This window comes from Butyrivibrio sp. AE2032 (assembly GCF_000702965.1).
The window spans coordinates 2,727,256-2,745,000 of the sequence record NZ_JNLF01000003.1; the positions used below are offsets into that span (position 1 = coordinate 2,727,256).

Annotated in this window: 11 protein-coding genes and 1 rRNA gene (1 of these 12 only partly in view); all 12 read left to right on the forward strand. The window is 43.6% G+C overall.

From position 1 onward, the window contains the following. Positions 1 to 10 precede the first annotated feature (10 nt). Positions 11 to 3,112: a hypothetical protein gene (locus BO18_RS13745; protein WP_185752432.1), complete on the forward strand. Its 3,102-nt coding sequence runs from the start codon at positions 11 to 13 to the stop codon at positions 3,110 to 3,112. Between the two features lie 78 nt (positions 3,113 to 3,190). Further along, positions 3,191 to 4,645, forward strand: a complete 1,455-nt coding sequence (locus tag BO18_RS13750; RefSeq protein ID WP_242856562.1) for a HAMP domain-containing sensor histidine kinase — start codon at positions 3,191 to 3,193, stop codon at positions 4,643 to 4,645. Between the two features lie 23 nt (positions 4,646 to 4,668). Beyond that, positions 4,669 to 5,544: a hypothetical protein gene (locus BO18_RS13755; protein ID WP_034446853.1), complete on the forward strand. Its 876-nt coding sequence runs from the start codon at positions 4,669 to 4,671 to the stop codon at positions 5,542 to 5,544. 144 nt (positions 5,545 to 5,688) lie between these two features. Further along, a complete protein-coding gene (locus tag BO18_RS35645) occupies positions 5,689 to 6,063 on the forward strand; it encodes a hypothetical protein (protein ID WP_242856505.1) in 375 nt (124 codons plus the stop codon). Beyond that, positions 6,047 to 7,441 carry a group II intron reverse transcriptase/maturase gene (gene ltrA, locus BO18_RS13765; RefSeq protein WP_034443583.1) on the forward strand — a complete coding sequence of 465 codons (1,395 nt, stop codon included), beginning with the start codon at positions 6,047 to 6,049 and terminating at the stop codon, positions 7,439 to 7,441. Before BO18_RS35645 ends, ltrA (BO18_RS13765) begins: the two co-directional genes overlap by 17 nt. Positions 7,442 to 7,602: 161 nt before the next feature. Continuing rightward, positions 7,603 to 9,906: a glycoside hydrolase family 31 protein gene (locus BO18_RS13770; RefSeq protein WP_051688727.1), complete on the forward strand. Its 2,304-nt coding sequence runs from the start codon at positions 7,603 to 7,605 to the stop codon at positions 9,904 to 9,906. A 541-nt stretch (positions 9,907 to 10,447) separates the two neighbouring features. Beyond that, complete coding sequence (gene ltrA, locus BO18_RS13775) at positions 10,448 to 11,746, forward strand: group II intron reverse transcriptase/maturase (protein ID WP_029320732.1); 1,299 nt, start codon at positions 10,448 to 10,450, stop codon at positions 11,744 to 11,746. Between the two features lie 119 nt (positions 11,747 to 11,865). Beyond that, entirely contained in the window at positions 11,866 to 12,873 is a 1,008-nt protein-coding gene (locus tag BO18_RS13780; RefSeq protein WP_034446855.1) for a LacI family DNA-binding transcriptional regulator, read from the forward strand. Positions 12,874 to 13,101: 228 nt separating this feature from the next. Further along, positions 13,102 to 14,397, forward strand: a complete 1,296-nt coding sequence (locus BO18_RS13785; protein WP_034446857.1) for an extracellular solute-binding protein — start codon at positions 13,102 to 13,104, stop codon at positions 14,395 to 14,397. Positions 14,398 to 14,427: 30 nt separating this feature from the next. Then, complete coding sequence (locus BO18_RS13790; RefSeq protein WP_034446859.1) at positions 14,428 to 15,786, forward strand: carbohydrate ABC transporter permease; 1,359 nt, start codon at positions 14,428 to 14,430, stop codon at positions 15,784 to 15,786. Beyond that, positions 15,786 to 17,048 (forward strand): sugar ABC transporter permease, encoded by a 1,263-nt coding sequence (locus BO18_RS13795; RefSeq protein ID WP_185752433.1) that lies wholly within the window; start codon positions 15,786 to 15,788, stop codon positions 17,046 to 17,048. The genes BO18_RS13790 and BO18_RS13795 overlap by 1 nt, the downstream gene beginning before the upstream one ends. A gap of 499 nt (positions 17,049 to 17,547) precedes the next feature. Continuing rightward, positions 17,548 to 17,745, forward strand: a 16S ribosomal RNA gene (locus tag BO18_RS13800) (it continues 1,347 nt past the right edge of the window).

The window sequence follows — 17,745 nt, forward strand, 5'->3', positions numbered from 1 at the left end:
GGATACTGTCATGGCAGGTGGAGAAGAAGCTTTACAATCCGAAAAAAACACACTTCAGCAATCGTTTGATTCTACCTCTATGCTTGATCTGATGCAGAGTATTTCAAGACAGAAGATCAGCGCACAGGCAGAACTAGATCAGCGTAATGCCGACGAACAGGCAGATCTTTCGAAGCGGAGGGTTGCGCCTTTGCAGCAAATGGGTTCTCAGGATGTTTTTACTGAGATGAGAGCACTGCAGGACAGACTACTCCTTGAACAGAGAAAGTTTTCGGTCTTTGGTGTTGACGAACAGAGACATGAGTTTATTTCTGCCAATACTACTGAGAGTGAGATATCCTTCAGAGAGAAAGAGGCTACTTACCAGAAAACTAAGGACAGTGATAAGGAAAAAGACGCAAAGCAGAGAAACGCCGGAAAACCTATAGCAGATATCCCTGAAAGTAATCTGGAAATGACACTTGCCGAGATTGAAAAAGAGCTGGGTAATCTTGACGGTTTGGAGATATTCACGAGAAAGGCAACTGAAAAGTATCTTTCTGAGTTCAAGGCTGCAGTAAAAGATCTTAAGAAGACTCAGAATGCAAAAGGAAGGTGGTTCGGTAATTATTCGGATCATATCGAACTTGCTGCAGAGAAGTACGCCTTCTACAAGACTAATCGCGCCCGTATCATAGGCACTGAGAAAGCAAAGCTTCTTATGGGGGACAAGTCTTTTGGTGCAAAACTGGAGGAGAAGAAAAGCTATCTTAAAAGAGCCGGGGCGATCAAAAGGTGCATTGCAGGATCAGTCGACAGACCGGAGGAAGCAAAAGAACTGGCTGATTATTATAAACTGACTACAGAGCTTGAAGAAGCAAAGGATCTGAAGGCCGGAAAGGTTGCGCATGCTTCAGGCGGTATAGATAGCATTACAGCTCTCCTTGACCGTATCAAGAGCAGGATTGTAACTGACAGTACAGATAAAAAAGTCACCGTTGAACAGCTGGTGGAGCAGGCAGAACAGGCGCCGATGTTCGATCTTTTGTCGGAAATCGGAGAATCAAAAGCGCTGGGTGCCAAAAAACTGGAGAATCTTGAGGCTGGAGACAAAGAAATAGTTTTGAAGGCGGCAGAGGAATACAGGGAGTGCTGTCAGAAGGCACTGGACTTAAGGAGCCATATCTTTGCCATTACTGCTGCCAATATTGAACGCACCGGGAAGGCCCAGGACGGTGATATTGAAGCTTATATCTCATCACTTAAGGCGGAACTGGATGTATGGGAATTCCATGCGAATGCCAACAGATTGTGCGCAAGCGTCCTTTTGGGGCGGGAGAATGTGGACGAAGGTTCAGCTGAAATGCTTGCCCAGACAGGCTATGTCAAGGAACGTTATAATGTGGACCTGAAGGGACGGCGTATCAATGCAACACAACAATTAAGAACCGATCTAAAGAACCGTGGCATTTGGTTTATACAAGCTTTTCATGATAGTAATGAAGAGGCTAAAGCGGTCAAAAGCGGATTTGATTATACAAAGGGACAGGAACTGAGTTCGGCTCTTAGCAGGCTCCAGAAGGCAAGCGCAACAGCATTTGATATGCAGGGAGAGGCTGAGCTGCGGCAATTTCAGGAGGCATATAAGATAGATAAGATCCTTGACCTGAGTAGACTTTCTGAAAGCGAAAGGGAAAGGACAAGAGAAGAGTATACGTCGGCAATCATTCTTATGAAGCCTCTGCCCAGATTTGATAAGGATGGGAAGCTTTCAGTGACTCAGACTACAGAGACTGCGTATCAGCTGGAAGGACCGGTGAGGCTTTGTTCGTCTCTGCTAAGAGAAAACGTAGAACCAGGCTCATATGGATATCATAGGGATAAGGATAGATTCCTTGAGACAATAAAACTTCTCAGACAGGCAGAAGCAGATATAGATGATTTTGTACATGGTGAAGGTACGAAAGAGCTATTTTCTGAAAAGAGTATGGCGGATGCTTTTAATGATATCCCTGGAATGCCAAGTTTTGAAAGAAAAGTCATGTTAATGAGGGACTTGATTGCCCGCATGTTTGAAGACCCCTTACATCTTCGAATCATGACAAGTGATCCGAAGATTATTACAGAGTTATTTAATGGGGAGTTGCGCTCATCATCAGAGATTATAAGTAATCTGGCGGATTTTAGGGTCAAATGCCAGACGCTTCTTGAGTTTGTTCAGTATCGAAGATATGAGCTGATGCTCGATTATGGTCATACGGGCGAGGAATGGGCGGATACCTCTAAGAAACTCAACGTGATGGGCACACTTACCCCTGAGATTCAGAAGCAAGGTAGAAATACTAAGGAAAGAGAACTACTGGAACAAGTCACTGCAATTGAGCAGCGATACCAGTCGTCATGGGATGCCAGTCTTAAGAGTATGGGTGTTGATGAAGAAGAAAGTGCAACACTAAGCATCGAAACACTCAGGAAAATGTCATTTCAGGACCGCAATGAACTGATCCGTAGTGTTGTGGAGAAAAAGGTCACTGATCTGATACAATCAGTGTTGGTTGCCAGAGATAAAGCAAAGTCACGTGACCCTGAAAAAGTAAAGGCAATGCTTAATGTGAATATGGAGAGGACTGCGCAGGATGAAGGCGAGCTAGATAGAATACCAGCAGCAATTGCTGAATCAGAACAAAAATCATTGGAATATTCAACGTTTTTTAATGAGTCAAAGAAGCTTTACGTTGATTTAGTTTCAGATGTCCCGAAGAAGGAGTCCCCTGAACAGCTTGCACTAAGGTCAGCAAATATAGAAGAACAGTTAAAAAAACAGAAACATTATCAAGAGGGAATGGATGAGGAAGCCAAAAAGCAGCAAAAATATGCAGATAGAACAAAAGAACTTAATGAAGAAATAAAACTTTTGAGGCAAAGGCATGATGAACTGATGGAGTCTCTCATGGATAGGATGCAAGAGGAGGATACGCTAATAAAGACAGGGGAAGAACTCATCAGTATTACGCAGAACATGGCGAATAATGCAGTCAATTACCAGGATAGTTCCTTTGACGGCAACCAAAGGAGTGTAGCCATGATGATCGACAGGTGGACTAAAGAATTAAAGGGACAGGAAACAGCATGATGTCAACTGTAAAGAATTTGTACAATGAAGACTACTAACAACGAAAAAATCCATTCCATCAGGTTTGAGATCAGTATAATGTTTATCACTATAATGGTGGGTACTTTTGTAGTAAGTCTCTTTGTAAATCTTGTATTTATGGAGAGGTTTTATATCAAGAACAAGAGAGAAGCTATTATAGCTGCCTACAGAAGTATTTCTGAGGCTATAGGTAGTGGAGACATTACATCTCAGGAGTTTGATACTGAAATCAGTCACATCTGTGAGCGATACAACATTGAGATGATCGTTCTGGATGCGGATTCCAAGACGGTAAAAAGTTCCAGTAATAACCCGGAGCTGCTTGCAAAAATCCTATGGGAGAACATGATCGATCCCAGAATGGGAGAGAGGGTTATTGAGGAAACTACAGTCCTTGATTATGGTGATGATTATACCCTCCAAATCGATGAGGACCGGGGAACCGGACGTCAATACATGGAGATGTGGGGCATAGTTGGTAATGGCAATCTGGTACTTGTCAGGGCTACCATGGAGAGTATCAAGGACAATGTAACCATATCCAACACCTTCATGATCTATGTGGCTATCATCGCTATAGTTGTAGGTTCTGTACTGATTCTTTTTATCTGTAAAAAGGTTACGGATCCTATTGAGAAGCTTACAAAGATCTCCGACGATATGAAGAAGCTCAACTTTGAAGCAAAGTATGTGGCGGATAATGAGTATAAGAACGAGCTTGATATACTTGGACAGAACATGAATGAGCTTTCTGAGACCCTTGAGAAGAACATTAAGGAGCTCAAGAGTGCCAATATTTCTTTGAAAAAAGATATTGCCCAGAAGGAAGAGATTGATGAGATGCGTAAGGAATTTTTGTCCAACGTATCCCATGAACTTAAAACTCCCATAGCGCTTATTCAGGGCTACGCGGAGGGCCTTAAGGAAGGCATCAGCGATGACGAGGAGAGCAGGAATTTTTACTGTGAGGTTATCATGGATGAGGCATCCAAGATGAATATCATGGTAAAAAAGCTTCTTACCTTAAACCAGCTGGAGTTTGGTAATGAAAGCGCCAACATGGAGCGTTTTGATATTGTGGAACTGGTTCGAAATTATGTCAAATCCGCAAGCATGCTGGCAAAGCAGAAGGATGTAACAGTTAATTTTGGAGATTATCCTCCGATATTTGTATGGGGCGACGAATTTAAGGTTGAGGAAGTTTTGATGAACTATTACAGCAATGCCCTCAATCATATCGCCGGGGAAAAGATAATTGACATCAGACTTGCCCAGAATGAGAACCATGTCAGAGTTTCTGTCTTCAACACAGGTGAACCTATTCCTGAGGACAGCATAGGACATATCTGGGAGAAGTTTTATAAAGTCGATAAGGCAAGGACCAGAGAGTACGGAGGCAGTGGCGTAGGACTGTCTATAGTAAAGGCCATCATGGAAGGAATGCACCAGGAATATGGTGTGATCAACTACGACAATGGTGTTGAGTTCTATTTTGAACTGGAAACCAAATAATCGGCATAAATGAGGATGAGATTATGGGTGGAAAAAAGAGTATTGGAATAATACTGGCGCTGTGCATGGTAATGGCACTTTCAGGGTGCGGCGAGAAATTACCTGAAATGACAGAGGAGCAGTACAATCAGACTGTGGAATATGCTGCAGGTCTTTTGATGCGTTATTCCAACAATGGCCAGGAAAGGCTCATTTACGTGGATGCAAAAGAGCTTGAGAAGCAGCGTAAGAAGGAAGCTGAAAAGGCTGAGAAAGAGGCTGCTAAGCAAACTCAGACCCAGACTCAGGTTACGCCACAGCCTCAGCCTTTACCTGAACCTACACCTGTAGAAACAGATATGCCTGACGTACAAGAGAACCCTGAAGAACAGGAAAAAACGGTTGAGGACACATCTTCAGCTGCACTGGCTTCAAGCGAGGAGACTTCAGCAGAGGAAGTAGAGGAAACAAAGACTACCGAATCAGATCCAAATGCCATCACCCTTTCATCGGACCAGACCCAGGAAATCTATGATGATATCTTTCTTTCCTATCAGGGCTACATGGTGACCAGCACTTATCCTGAGAGTTCAAAAAGCTATGTGGTAAATGCCGATAAGGGAAAAAAGCTATTGGTTCTTAGAATGGACCTGTATAACGGCTCTGACAGCAGCAAATCTGTGAACATGATTCCATTGAATCTAAACTTCCAGATACTTTTAAACGGTGAAAACCTGGGATACTCATCGGTGACTTTTTTACCTAACGATCTGTCATCCTATTCAGGTACCATTGAGCCCAGAGCTCACGAGAGCGTAGTTGTGCTTACTCAGATAGACGAAAAGGACGCAGGACATATAGATAGCCTTGGCATGATAGTTTCCATCAAGGGCCAAAGCCAGACTGTTAACTTAAGATAAGTTATGATAACCACCGATAGGTGTGCGGAATTATTTCTGCACACCTATTTTTATGTGCGCCTAGCGGCGCACGTTTCTAACGGGTTAAAGTCCCGAATCCGCCCGGTAGTGGGAAGGATATAGCCGAAGGCAAGGGTGTCCATCGTGAGGTGGAATCTGAAGGAAGCCGGATGTGAGGAACATACTAACTCACGGGCAAATCTCTGGTCTGACGAACAGAAATCTCATAAGAGGTCATGCATGAGGGTAAGACTGCATATCAAGCCGAAGCCCGATAACTACACGGAATCATGCATGATAGATGAGGCAGACGGATGGAGAGGAAGAAACGTGTGGTACCTAGGGAGGTCTGTGCGAAATGCTCTGAAAGGAGTAACCACTGTACAAGGAAACGAGGCGGTGCTGAACGCACAGAAGTCAGCAGAGGTCATAGTAGCCAAGAGGCGAAGGACCAAATCAATAGGAGTCTTGAGTATGACCGAGAAAGGAGGAATGACCATTTATGGCAGAAAACATTGAAAACAATGGCTGTTCGCAAAGAGATAATGCGGAACATGAAGGGTATGCGAAAGCGCGTAGGTCATTCAATCGGATATGGAAAGAAAGAGACAGTGCACAGCCGAAACTTTTAGAAGCGATACTGTATAAAGACAACTTTAACAGAGCGTACAAGAGAGTAAAGGCAAACAAGGGAGCGGCAGGAATTGATGGCATGACTATCGAAGAGGCACTTCCTTATCTCAAGGAACATCAACAGGAGCTAACCGACCGTATATTTCGTGGAAAGTACACTCCGTCGCCGGTCAGGCGAGTTGAGATCCCAAAACCAGATGGTGGTGTGCGTAAGCTTGGCATACCTACCGTGATAGACCGTACACTCCAGCAGGCAATAACCCAACAGTTAGTGCCTATCTATGAACCACTGTTTGCGGATGGAAGCTATGGTTACCGTCCAAACAGAGATGCAAAAGGAGCCATACTAAAGGTCAAAGAGTACGCAGAGCAAGGATACACATTTGCGGTGGTGCTTGATTTATCCAAGTATTTCGATACTCTGAACCACGAAATCCTTATAAATCTTCTCCGAAAGAATGTGAAGGACGAACGTGTGGTACAGCTCATAAAGCGCTATCTGAAAAGTGGAGTTATGGAAGACGGAGTGGTCATTGATACAGAGGAAGGTTCGCCCCAAGGTGGTAACCTATCGCCACTACTTGCGAACATCTACCTCAATGAGTTCGACCAAGAGTTTCTAAAGAGAGGTGTTCCCTGCATCAGATATGCGGATGACATAGTTCTCCTTGCCAAAAGCAAGCGGGCGTCGGAAAGACTCTTGGAAAGTAGTACGAGATATCTTGAAGAGAAACTAAAACTTACAGTTAACCGAGAGAAAAGCCGTACTGTAAGTGTGTTTGCAATCCGAAATTTTAAATTCCTTGGCTTTGCATTGGGAAGGAACGGAAGTGGCATATATGTCCGAGTTCATCCAAAGTCATGGAAGAAGTTTAAGTCCAAGCTGAAAGACTTATCTTCCCGTAAGTCTGTACAGTCCATCAAGCCAAGCCTAGAGAAAATCAAGGCATATGCTAGAGGGTGGCTTAACTATTATGGGATTGCCAGCATGAAGAACAACTTAGATGACATCAATGGATGGCTCTATCACAGAATACGCATGTGCATATGGATACAATGGAAATTGCCTAAGACTAAGAAGAGAAATCTGATTCGGATGGGTATACCAGAGTACTATGCACACATGGCGGCGAATTGCCGTAAAGGACATTGGTTCTGCTCCAACCTTTCTGCGGTGAAGCGAGCTATGTCAAAAGAAAGACTGATAAGCAGTGGCTTCTATGATTTAGCCACAGCCTATCAGTCTGTGCACGTCAACTATTGAAAGCGCCGTATACCGAACGGTACGTACGGTGTTGTGAGAGGACGGCGGTTAGCCACCGCCTCCTACTCTATTGCTTGACGAAGGAGATAATAGTGAATATAATGGTTACATGATGGTTAAACGCTTAACTAACTATCAACAGCAATTATAAGGAAAACGTGATGATTACTGGAAATAATTACAGGATAACTGTTTTAACCGACAGACTGATCAGACTTGAGTACAGTGAAAATGGTCAGTTTGTAGACCTGCCAACCCAGGTGGTTACAAACAGAGAATTTGATGAGGTGAGTTTTGAGACCTCAAGATCAGAAGAGGGAATCACCATTGACACAGGGAAACTTCTTCTTTTCTATGATGAAAAAGAGTTTTCCATGGCCGGGCTGTATATCCTTGTGAGAGAAACCGGACAGGAATGGCACTTCGGTGCTACCTACGGAAACTCAGACGATAATCTGTTTGGAACAGCCAGAACCTTGGATGGGGCAGACGGAGGACTATGGCTTGAGGAAGGTATTTTCGGGAAGAAGGGTTTTGCGGTACTTGATGACAGTGAGAGCGCCATTCTTTCTGAAGGTGAGTTTGTTCCAAGAAATTCCGAGGGGACAGATATTTATTTCTTCGGATATAACAGGGATTTCAGGCAGGGATTAAAAGACTATTTTGCCCTTACAGGATCAGTTCCAATGGTTCCCAGGAATGTATTCGGCAACTGGTGGAGCAGATACCATGCATACACGGAGGACAGCTACAATGAGCTTTTAGAGAAAATGGAAAAGGAGCAGATTCCTCTTTCCGTAGCTGTGATCGATATGGATTGGCATCTTACCCAGGTGGATCCAAAGTATGGCACAGGCTGGACAGGCTATACCTGGAACAAAGCTCTTTTCCCTGATTATAAGAGGTTCTTAAAGCATCTTAAGGAAAAGAAGCTGTCAGTAACACTTAATCTTCATCCGGCGGATGGCATAAGGGCCTTTGAGGATCAGTATGAGGCTGTGGCCAGGAGGCTTTCAGTGGATCCCACAAGTGAAGCACCCATAGAATTTGATTTTGCTGACAAGGTCTTCAGGGATGCATATTTCGACGAAGTGATCTATCCATTTGAGGATGACGGAGTTGGCTTTTGGTGGATAGACTGGCAACAGGGCACCAAGGCTGGAAAAAGCGACATTGATCCACTGTTTCTTTTAAACCATTATCACTATGAATATGGAAAAAGAGATGGGAAGAGATCTCTTATTTTCTCCAGATACTCAGGGCCTGGAAGCCACAGATATCCTGTGGGCTTTTCGGGAGATACTATATCCTCCTGGAAGAGTCTGGATTTTCAGCCTTATTTCACCTTCACGGCTTCCAATATCGGATACGGCTTTTGGAGCCACGATATTGGCGGACATATGATGGGTGATAAGAATGAGGAGAGGCTTATCAGGTGGATTCAGTTTGGTGTCTTTTCACCGGTAATGAGGCTCCACAGCAGCAACAGCCCCTTCTTTAACAAGGAGCCATGGAATGTTTCAGAGCCCTATCGCAGTGTGATGGGGAACTTCATGAGACTCAGGCACAGACTAATTCCATACATTTACACACAGAGCTACAAGTCACATAAAGAAGGACAGCTTCTTATTGAACCTATGTACTACAGGCACCCTGAGTGCGATACAGCCTTTGATATGAGGCAGGAGTACTACTTCGGCGACAACCTCATCGTTGGAGCCATTACATCCGAGTCGGATTCCATGCTTCGGATGAGCAGGGTTAACATGTATATTCCTAAGGGACGATTTTACGATATCTTTACCGGTTACATCTATCAGGGAGAGACCAGGGCTAATCTGTACAGAACGGTGGACAGCATCCCTGTTCTTTTACCGGAGGGAGGCATAGTTCCGCTATCTTTGGAGGATAAAGAAAACGGTACTGATAATCCTAAGAGCCTTAGAATCCTTATCGGAGCCGGAAAAAGCGGCAGCTTCGAGCTTTACGAGGATGACGGCTTTAGCATGGGCTATGAGGATGGACATTTTGTTAAGACGCTGATCAAGGCAGATTATGATGAGACGAACAATAATCTGGAAATCGTAATAAATCCTGCCACCGGAGACACTTCTCTTATTCCTAAGATGCGTTCTTATGAACTTGTTATCTACGGAGTGGGGGATGCACAGACAAATGCCGATAGCTCTTTTGACCAAAAGAAAAAGTGCCTCACGCTAAGACTGCCGGAAGCAGATGTAACTGTTGAGCGCAAAGTCAGCATCAAAGGGATATCTCTTGCTGAGAATTACATCGTTGAAAGAGTCTTTGAGGTCCTTGAGAGAAGCTGGTGCGATATTCTGGTTAAAGAAAAGATATATGACAGGATCAGACAGGAACAGGACAGGGATAAATTCCTTTCATGGCTCTCATCCCTGGATGTTTCAGAAATACTTAAGGATGCCATTTCCGAGGCATTCCTGTAATTTATTAAACGCTTAGTGCGCCCAGCAAAGGGCATGGCATTTAATGGGTGGAAATCCCATTTGGTAAGGTCTAGCCAACCACCAATAGCGACCTTGAACATGCGTTGGTAACAGCGTAGGTTAAGCGTAGGAAGTTAGGCGATAGGGTCATAAGGCATGTTAGCCCCGAAATAAATTAAGATGGTGTGCCGACGTAATTAAGCGATGCGGAAGGCAACACGCGTGCAATTGCTAATGGCGAAGATTGTCGCGACGCCACGGGGTTGAGAGTCAGCCATGTCGCACAATGGTGTCATGTCAACTGGGGAGAGCCTGTGACTTCCATATCAGGGCAAGTGTGAAGCCCCTAATGTATAAGTGGTATGCCCGACAACTCACGAAGGAGGGCAAATGAGTCATAGGCAGTCGGATGGCCGCATAGTACCGATGAAGGAGGGTAATGCCTCTGGAGGGAAGGCGAGAAAGGGCTATACCTCTAAGCCCTGCCATGCAAAGCTATATCTTTGAGGAAACATTATCCATACACAGAGGTGGAACAATAATGTTAACGAAATTGGAGAGAATATCGCAATTATCAAAAGAAAACCCTGAAATGGTCTTTACTTCCATTGGACATCTCATTGACAAGGAAATGTTAATGGAATGTCACAATAAGATGGAAAAGGATAAAGCCGTAGGAATCGACGGAGTAACAAAAGAGGAATACGGGAATAATCTTGATGAGAACCTTGATAGGCTAATAGCGAGTCTGAAGAAGAAATCATATAGGCCACAACCTGCAAAGAGAGTTGAGATACCAAAGGGAAATGGAAAGACCAGACCTTTAAGTATCTACTGTTATGAAGATAAGCTGGTACAAGAAGCGCTTAGGCGCATATTGGAAGCAGTCTTTGAACCTCATTTCTATGAGGAGATGATGGGATTCAGGAACGGCCGTAGCTGTCATATGGCACTAAGAAAACTAAATTCTATGATTGAGAAACAGAAGACAAACTATATACTTGACGCCGATATTAAAGGGTTCTTCGACCATATCGACCATAGATGGGCAGTCAAATTTGTAGAGTCAAGGATTAAAGACCCGAACGTTATACGACTGGTTAGGCGGATGCTGAAATCAGGGATAATAAAGGACTTTCAATATGAGGAAACAGAAGAAGGTAGTGGACAAGGGTCGGTCTGTTCACCTGTCATAGCAAATATATACATGCATTACGTATTTCTGTGGTGGTTTAATGATGTTGTTAAGCCACAGTTGAGAGGCTATGCAGGGGCGGTAGTTTATGCGGATGACTTTGTTGTATGCTTTCAGTACAAAGATGAAGCTGAACAATTCTACAAAAGGCTGAAACACAGAATGGAATACTTTGGACTGGAACTGGAAGAAAGCAAGAGTCGACTGATTGAATTCGGTAGATTTGCCGAAAGAGACAGGCGAAACAGAGGGCAGGGAAAACCTGAAACCTTCGACTTTCTGGGTTTTACACACTACTGTTCCAAGAGTCGGAACGGGAAGTTCAGGGTGAAGAGGAAGACTAGCAAGAAAAAGTTCACAAAGAAATGCAAAGAAGTCAATCGATGGTTGGCTGATATGAGAACCTTGCCGTTACAGGAAATTATTAAGAGAGTGAACAGCATGCTAGTTGGATATTTCCATTACTACGGGATCACTGACAACTCAAAGGCTATATCTGATTTTAAATATATAGTACGAAAGCTTCTGTTCAAGTGGCTTAACCGCAGAAGCCAGCGGCGAAGTTATAACTGGGGCCAGTTCAACGATATGTTGAGAGACTACCCCCTTGCAACGCCCAGAACGTACGTCAGTATCTATGAATGATGGTTGTTGAATAATTTACTTTGCAAGGAGCCGGATGCGAGAAAGACGCACGTCCGGTTCTGTAGAGGGATAAGGGGAGAAATCCCCTTATCTACTCGACCTAAGGAGACCTTGAACTAATGAATCTGAAGGACATTGCCAAGCTGGCAGGAGTCAGCGGAGCAACCGTATCAAACGTAATAAATGGAAATTACCAGAAGGTCTCTGACAAGACCAGGGCCAAGGTTGAGCGGATCATCAAGGAGTATGATTACAAGCCCAATGCCATGGCAAGGTCCCTTGTTAAGAAGGAGAGTAAGATCATTGGCCTTGTGGTGCCTTATGTGGGAGCAACTGAGGACTTTTTGGTTAACCCCTATAATGCCCATATCATAGCTGCTTTGGAAAACTATGTAAGAAGCAGAGATTACTATCTTATGCTCAGGTGCGTAGGTCGTACAGGAGATGTTATCCCTCTTTTGTCCTCCTGGAATGTGGATGGAGCCTTTTTCCTTGGTGTTTTGGAAAAAGAAGTATCTCAGATCCAGAATGCACTTGATGTTCCTGTGGTTTTTCTTGATACCTATGCTGAGAAGGAAAAGATCATGAACGTTGGACTTGATGATTACAGAGGTGGATTTCTTTCCGCCAGGTATCTTCTTGGCTGCGGCCATAAAAAGATAGCACTGGCTACCCCTGAATACAAGGAGTCCGGTGTTATCAAAGAGAGATTCAGAGGCTTTACGGACGCCCTTTCAGAAGCCGGTATTAAGCTTGATACCAAGGATATTTACAGGACGGATTCTATGTATTCCAGTGCGATTAAGGTCGGGCAGGACATAGCTCTTTCCGGCAAGGGGTACACAGCTGTTGCAACTATGTCTGATATCGTGGCCTTCGGTCTTATTGAAGGTATGAGACAGTGCGGCGTAAATGTTCCTGATGATATGTCCATTATTGGTTTTGATAACCTGCCTGAGAGTGAGTACTTTACACCAAAGCTTACTACCATTGGACAGAACTTTGGCGAGAAGGCCAGAGCAGCAGGAGATATGATGTTTGATCTGATCGATGGAAAGACTGACCTCAAAGAGGTTCACCTTACTGTTAAGGTGGTAGAGAGACAGTCTGTACGCACTATCAGGTAAATAAATCAAAATCGTGATAGTAAACAAGATTAGTTTCTGAGAATTGTTAATAACTAACGAAGATGATCGGAAACGACAAAATTACCTTGACGAAAGTCAAGGTATATTTTAAACTCTGTAGTAAAGCGTTTAACCAATATATGAATGAAAGATTTAGAAAAGCAAGTAAATAACAGGGTTTGCATAGCAGTAAACCGAAAAACGTAATTACTTTGGGAGGTAATGAAGATGAATTTCAAGAAGTTTATGACAAGATCAACCAGCATCGCACTGACAGCTCTTTTGCTTGCGGGATGCGGAGCATCAAATGGCGCAGATACAACCACATCACAGACTGATGCAGGTACAACAACTACAGCTACAGAGTCAGCAGCACCTGTTGAGACCCAGGACGTTACTCTTAAAATCTGGGTTCCTGAAGAGGAAGTAGATATCACAGATCAGATGGTACAGAACTTTGATGATGCACATGACGAGTTTAACATCACCTATGAGATCGCAGTAGTTGGTATCGATGAAGCTCCTCAGGCTCTTGAGACAGACGCAGAGACAGCAGCAGATATTTTCTACACACCAAGCGGCGGAGTAGCAGACCTGGCAGGAAAAGGACTCCTTCTTCCAATCACAAAGGATTTTGAGACAATTAAGGACGAACTTCCTGAGAGTGCCCTTACAGCAGTAACAATAGACGGACTCACATACGCAGTTCCTTTCTCACCAAATACTTTCTTCATGTATTACAACAAGGACTTCTATACAGAAGATGAAGTTAAGAGCCTTGATACTATGATGGCCAAGGACCTTGGAGATGGAAATTATAACTTCAGCACACAGGTAACAAACTCCTGGTATGCAGAGATGTTTTTCCTTGGAAACGGATGCACACTCTTCGGAGCTGATGGAACAGATCCAACAGAGTGCAGCTTTAATAACGAAAAGGGTGTTGAGGCAGGACAGTACATCCTTGATATGGTAAACAGCGGAAAGTACCTTGAGGATAAGGATGGAGTAGGTGGTTCAGCCTTCAAGGATGGAACTCTTGGAGCAGTTACCTCAGGAGCATGGAGTGCGCCTGAGTTCAGAGAAGCTCTTGGTGACAAGCTTGGAGCAGTAGCACTTCCTACAGCAAAAATTGGTGGAAGCGATGTTCAGCTTTCAAACTTCGTAGATTTCAAGACAATTACAGTTAAATCAAATACAGCTTACCCTCTTGCAGCACAGCAGCTTGCAGTATATCTGGCAAATCCTGAGAACAGCCTTACAAGATACAAGGAGCAGGGCGACGTTCCCGTACTTAAGTCACTTTCAGGAAGCCAGGAGATAGCTGGGGATATGGTAGCTATGGCTCTTAATGCTCAGGCATCAAAGGCTACAAACCAGCCAAGCATCCCTAAGATGGGCGACTACTGGGATCCTATGCAGGCTCTTGGAGAGGGCATCTACTTCGGCGACATCAACAGCGGAAACCTTCAGGCTCAGCTTGATGCTCTTGTAGACAGCATTACAGGTACCCTTACAAACTGATTGTTTTATAAGAATTAAGAGGTACAAAAAGTGAAAGAGTATAAAAACAGAAATATCATAACCATATTCACCAGGGGTGATATTTTCTCCAGACTTTCTTATATTTTCTGTGGTCTGGCGAATATAAGATATGGTCAGATCATCAAAGGTCTGTTGTTCTTTGCCCTTGAGCTTTCATACATCATTTTCATGGCAGTAAAGGGTGGGGGTCTTTTAGAAGACCTTACCACCCTGGGAACCAAGATGCAGGGAATGGAATTTAATGAAGCTCTTGGCATCTATGAGATGCAGCAGGGAGACAACTCAATGCTTATCCTCCTTTATGGAGTGGTGGCACTTGTAATTACCTTAATCTTTATAGCTATCTGGGCCTTCTCCATCTTTTCCGGTGAAGCAGCCAGAGTAAGAGCATCCCAGGGCAAAAGAAACAGAACCTTTATTGAGGACGTTAAGAGCCTTACAAATGAAAACATAAGATTCCTTCTTTTGTCAGTTCCTGTAATTGGCCTGCTGATCTTTACAGTAATGCCTCTGATCTACATGATCCTTATGGCATTTACCAATTACGATCAGGAACATCAGCCACCTGGAAATCTCTTTGGCTGGGTTGGAATGACTAACTTCGGTTCGCTCCTTGCAGCCGGTGACAGACTTTCCTCAACCTTCTGGCCTGTATTGGGATGGACCCTGGTGTGGGGCTTTTGCGCCACCTTCACATGCTACTTCGGTGGCATGATACTGGCCATGATAATCAATTCAAAGGGAATCAGATTCAAGAAATTCTGGAGAACTGTTTTTGTATTTACAATGGCAATCCCGGCTTTTATATCCCTCCGTGTGGTTGCCACCATGTTAGGGGAGAGAGGTATATTCAACGTTCTGCTTCAGCAGTGGGGATTTACCGGCTCACCTCTCCCCTTCCTTTCAAACGCAGCCTGGGCCAGATTCTCAGTGATTGCGGTGAATTTCTGGATCGGAGTTCCGGTTACCATGCTTATGGTCAGCGGAATCCTAATGAACATACCGGGAGAGCTCTATGAAAGTGCAAAGATTGACGGAGCAGGCCCTGTGACCATGTTCAGAAAGATAACCTTTCCTTATATGTGGTTTGTGACAACGCCATACCTGATCTCAAACCTCATAAGTAACTTTAATAACTTCAATACTATATTCTTCTTAACAGGTGGTGAGCCTCACACACTGGATTATTACAAGGGAGCAGGAAAGACCGACCTTCTTGTAACCTGGCTCTATAAGCTCACAAAAGACAGCAATGACTATAACCTTGCAGCTACTATCGGAATCATTATCTTCGTGATATCTGCAATGTTTACCATTATTTCTTTCTCAAGATCTAATGCAATAAAGAACGAGGAGGGCTTCCAATAATGAAAAAGACAGTTATTGGTCTGAATCTAAAATATCTGTACTACGCTTTCGGAGCAGCCCTGCTCTCATTTATAAGTATATTTTTGCCCTATATCAGTAGGGATGACCTTAGGATGAGTCTCTTTTCTTTTTCACTTGATGTTTTGGGAAAAGAGAATTCGATGCCCCTTAAGTTCATCATGATAATAGCCTGCGCATTGGCTGTGGTGAGTTTTGTATTTGGTATTTTTAGTCTTGTTAAGACGTCAAAGTCACTGGCATTTGTATGGCAAAGTATCCTTGCAGTTGAGACAGCTCTTTTCACCTTAATTATGTTTGTGACAAAGATGGTAGTAGAAGGAGCGGGATACGCAAATTCATTTCTTAATAAAGATCTTTCCGTTGGTTATTGGATAGGTCTCGTGGCAGCGTATACAGGACTTATATTCGTTATGAAAATGACCAAAACCAGTACCGGATATATAGCGCTGACTATTTTGGGAATCGTATGGATGTTTCCTATATTATGGATAGTACTTACGGCTTTACGTGCAGAACAGGGATATTATGTTGGATATTTCTTTCCTAAGAAACTGACCCTTGATAACTTCATAAGTCTCTTTAAAAACGACAGCGTAATTCCCTTTGCAAAATGGTGGCTCAACACCTTTATTGTTGCTATGTGCGCATGTGTGATCAATACACTGATAGTCCTTTCTGTATCCTTTGTACTTAGTAGGACAAGGTTTGCGGGAAGAAAAGCATTTATGAACATTCTTATGATAATCGGAATGTTCCCGGGGTTCATGTCTTTGATCGCGGTGTATAACATCTTAAAGGGCATCGGTCTTAATCAGTCTCTCCTTGCCCTCATAGTTGTAGGAGCAGCAGGAGCAGCCATGGGATACCATGTAAGCAAGGGTTTCTTTGATACTATCCCAAAAGCAATTGACGAGGCAGCAATCATAGATGGAGCATCAAGACTTCAGATATTTACCCATATAACTCTGCCTTTGTCCAAGTCCATAATTGTTTACACTGTACTGGGAAGCTTCCTTGCAACCTGGTCAGACTATATCTTCCCCAGCATGCTCTTTGGAGACAAGCAGAGTTCCTACACAGTAGCTGTAGGTCTCTATTGGCTCACTGACTTCAGAAGGATTGACAGGTACTATACCCAGTTTGCAGCAGGGGCAGTTATAGTGGCACTACCAATTGTCATTCTGTTTATCTGGCTTCAGAGGTTCTATGTGGAGGGACTTTCCGGATCAGTTAAAGGGTAATTTAGTATTTTTGAAAAGTTTTTTTGAAAATTTTTGCCATAAAAGGGGCTTGTTCGTATAAAGAAATATCGGGCAAGCCCCTATTTTACTGGGTTTATAATTTTTTTGAAAAATTTTGAAAAAAAGTGTTGACACTCATTTGGGGGAGTGATATAGTTATCTTCGTTGCGGCGCTGATGCAACAGACAAGCAGCCGCAAACGCAGTACTGGAGCGGATTTAGAGCTCCAAGCACCTTGACAAATAAACAGTAATGCAACCCTGAAAAATTCCAATAATAATGAGCAGGGCGAAAGATGAAATAAGCAGGTCGAGTAAGCTTGCTTAACGAGAACTGGTTATTTCAGATTTCATTTTGCGAATGCAAAAAGCTTGGGAATTACGAAGTAATTCGCAAGACCCTGATCAATATGAGAATGATTTCAGAATAAACAAACCAAAAGTAATAACGGACAGAACGAAAAGCTAGCAGTTTTAGTTCTGGCCTGGATGAACTATTCTAACGTGAGAGTTCGATCCTGGCTCAGGATGAACGCTGGCGGCGTGCCTAACACATGCAAGTCGAACGGAGATTTAACGCTGATGAAGCTTCGGCAGAATCTTGTTAAATCTTAGTGGCGGACGGGTGAGTAACGCGTGGGCAACCTGCCTCATACTGGGGGATAGCAGTTGGAAACGACTGATAATACCGCATAAGC

What these genes read in the sequence shown, in the direction of transcription:
- BO18_RS13770 (WP_051688727.1), top strand. Translation starts at nt 7,603, where the DNA reads ATGATTACTGGAAATAATTACAGGATAACTGTTTTAACCGACAGACTG.
- BO18_RS13785 (WP_034446857.1), top strand. Translation starts at nt 13,102, where the DNA reads ATGAATTTCAAGAAGTTTATGACAAGATCAACCAGCATCGCACTGACA.
- ltrA (WP_029320732.1), top strand. Translation starts at nt 10,448, where the DNA reads ATGTTAACGAAATTGGAGAGAATATCGCAATTATCAAAAGAAAACCCT.
- ltrA (WP_034443583.1), top strand. Translation starts at nt 6,047, where the DNA reads ATGGCAGAAAACATTGAAAACAATGGCTGTTCGCAAAGAGATAATGCG.
- BO18_RS13745 (WP_185752432.1), top strand. Translation starts at nt 11, where the DNA reads ATGGCAGGTGGAGAAGAAGCTTTACAATCCGAAAAAAACACACTTCAG.
- BO18_RS13780 (WP_034446855.1), top strand. Translation starts at nt 11,866, where the DNA reads ATGAATCTGAAGGACATTGCCAAGCTGGCAGGAGTCAGCGGAGCAACC.
- BO18_RS13795 (WP_185752433.1), top strand. Translation starts at nt 15,786, where the DNA reads ATGAAAAAGACAGTTATTGGTCTGAATCTAAAATATCTGTACTACGCT.
- BO18_RS13755 (WP_034446853.1), top strand. Translation starts at nt 4,669, where the DNA reads ATGGGTGGAAAAAAGAGTATTGGAATAATACTGGCGCTGTGCATGGTA.
- BO18_RS13750 (WP_242856562.1), top strand. Translation starts at nt 3,191, where the DNA reads ATGTTTATCACTATAATGGTGGGTACTTTTGTAGTAAGTCTCTTTGTA.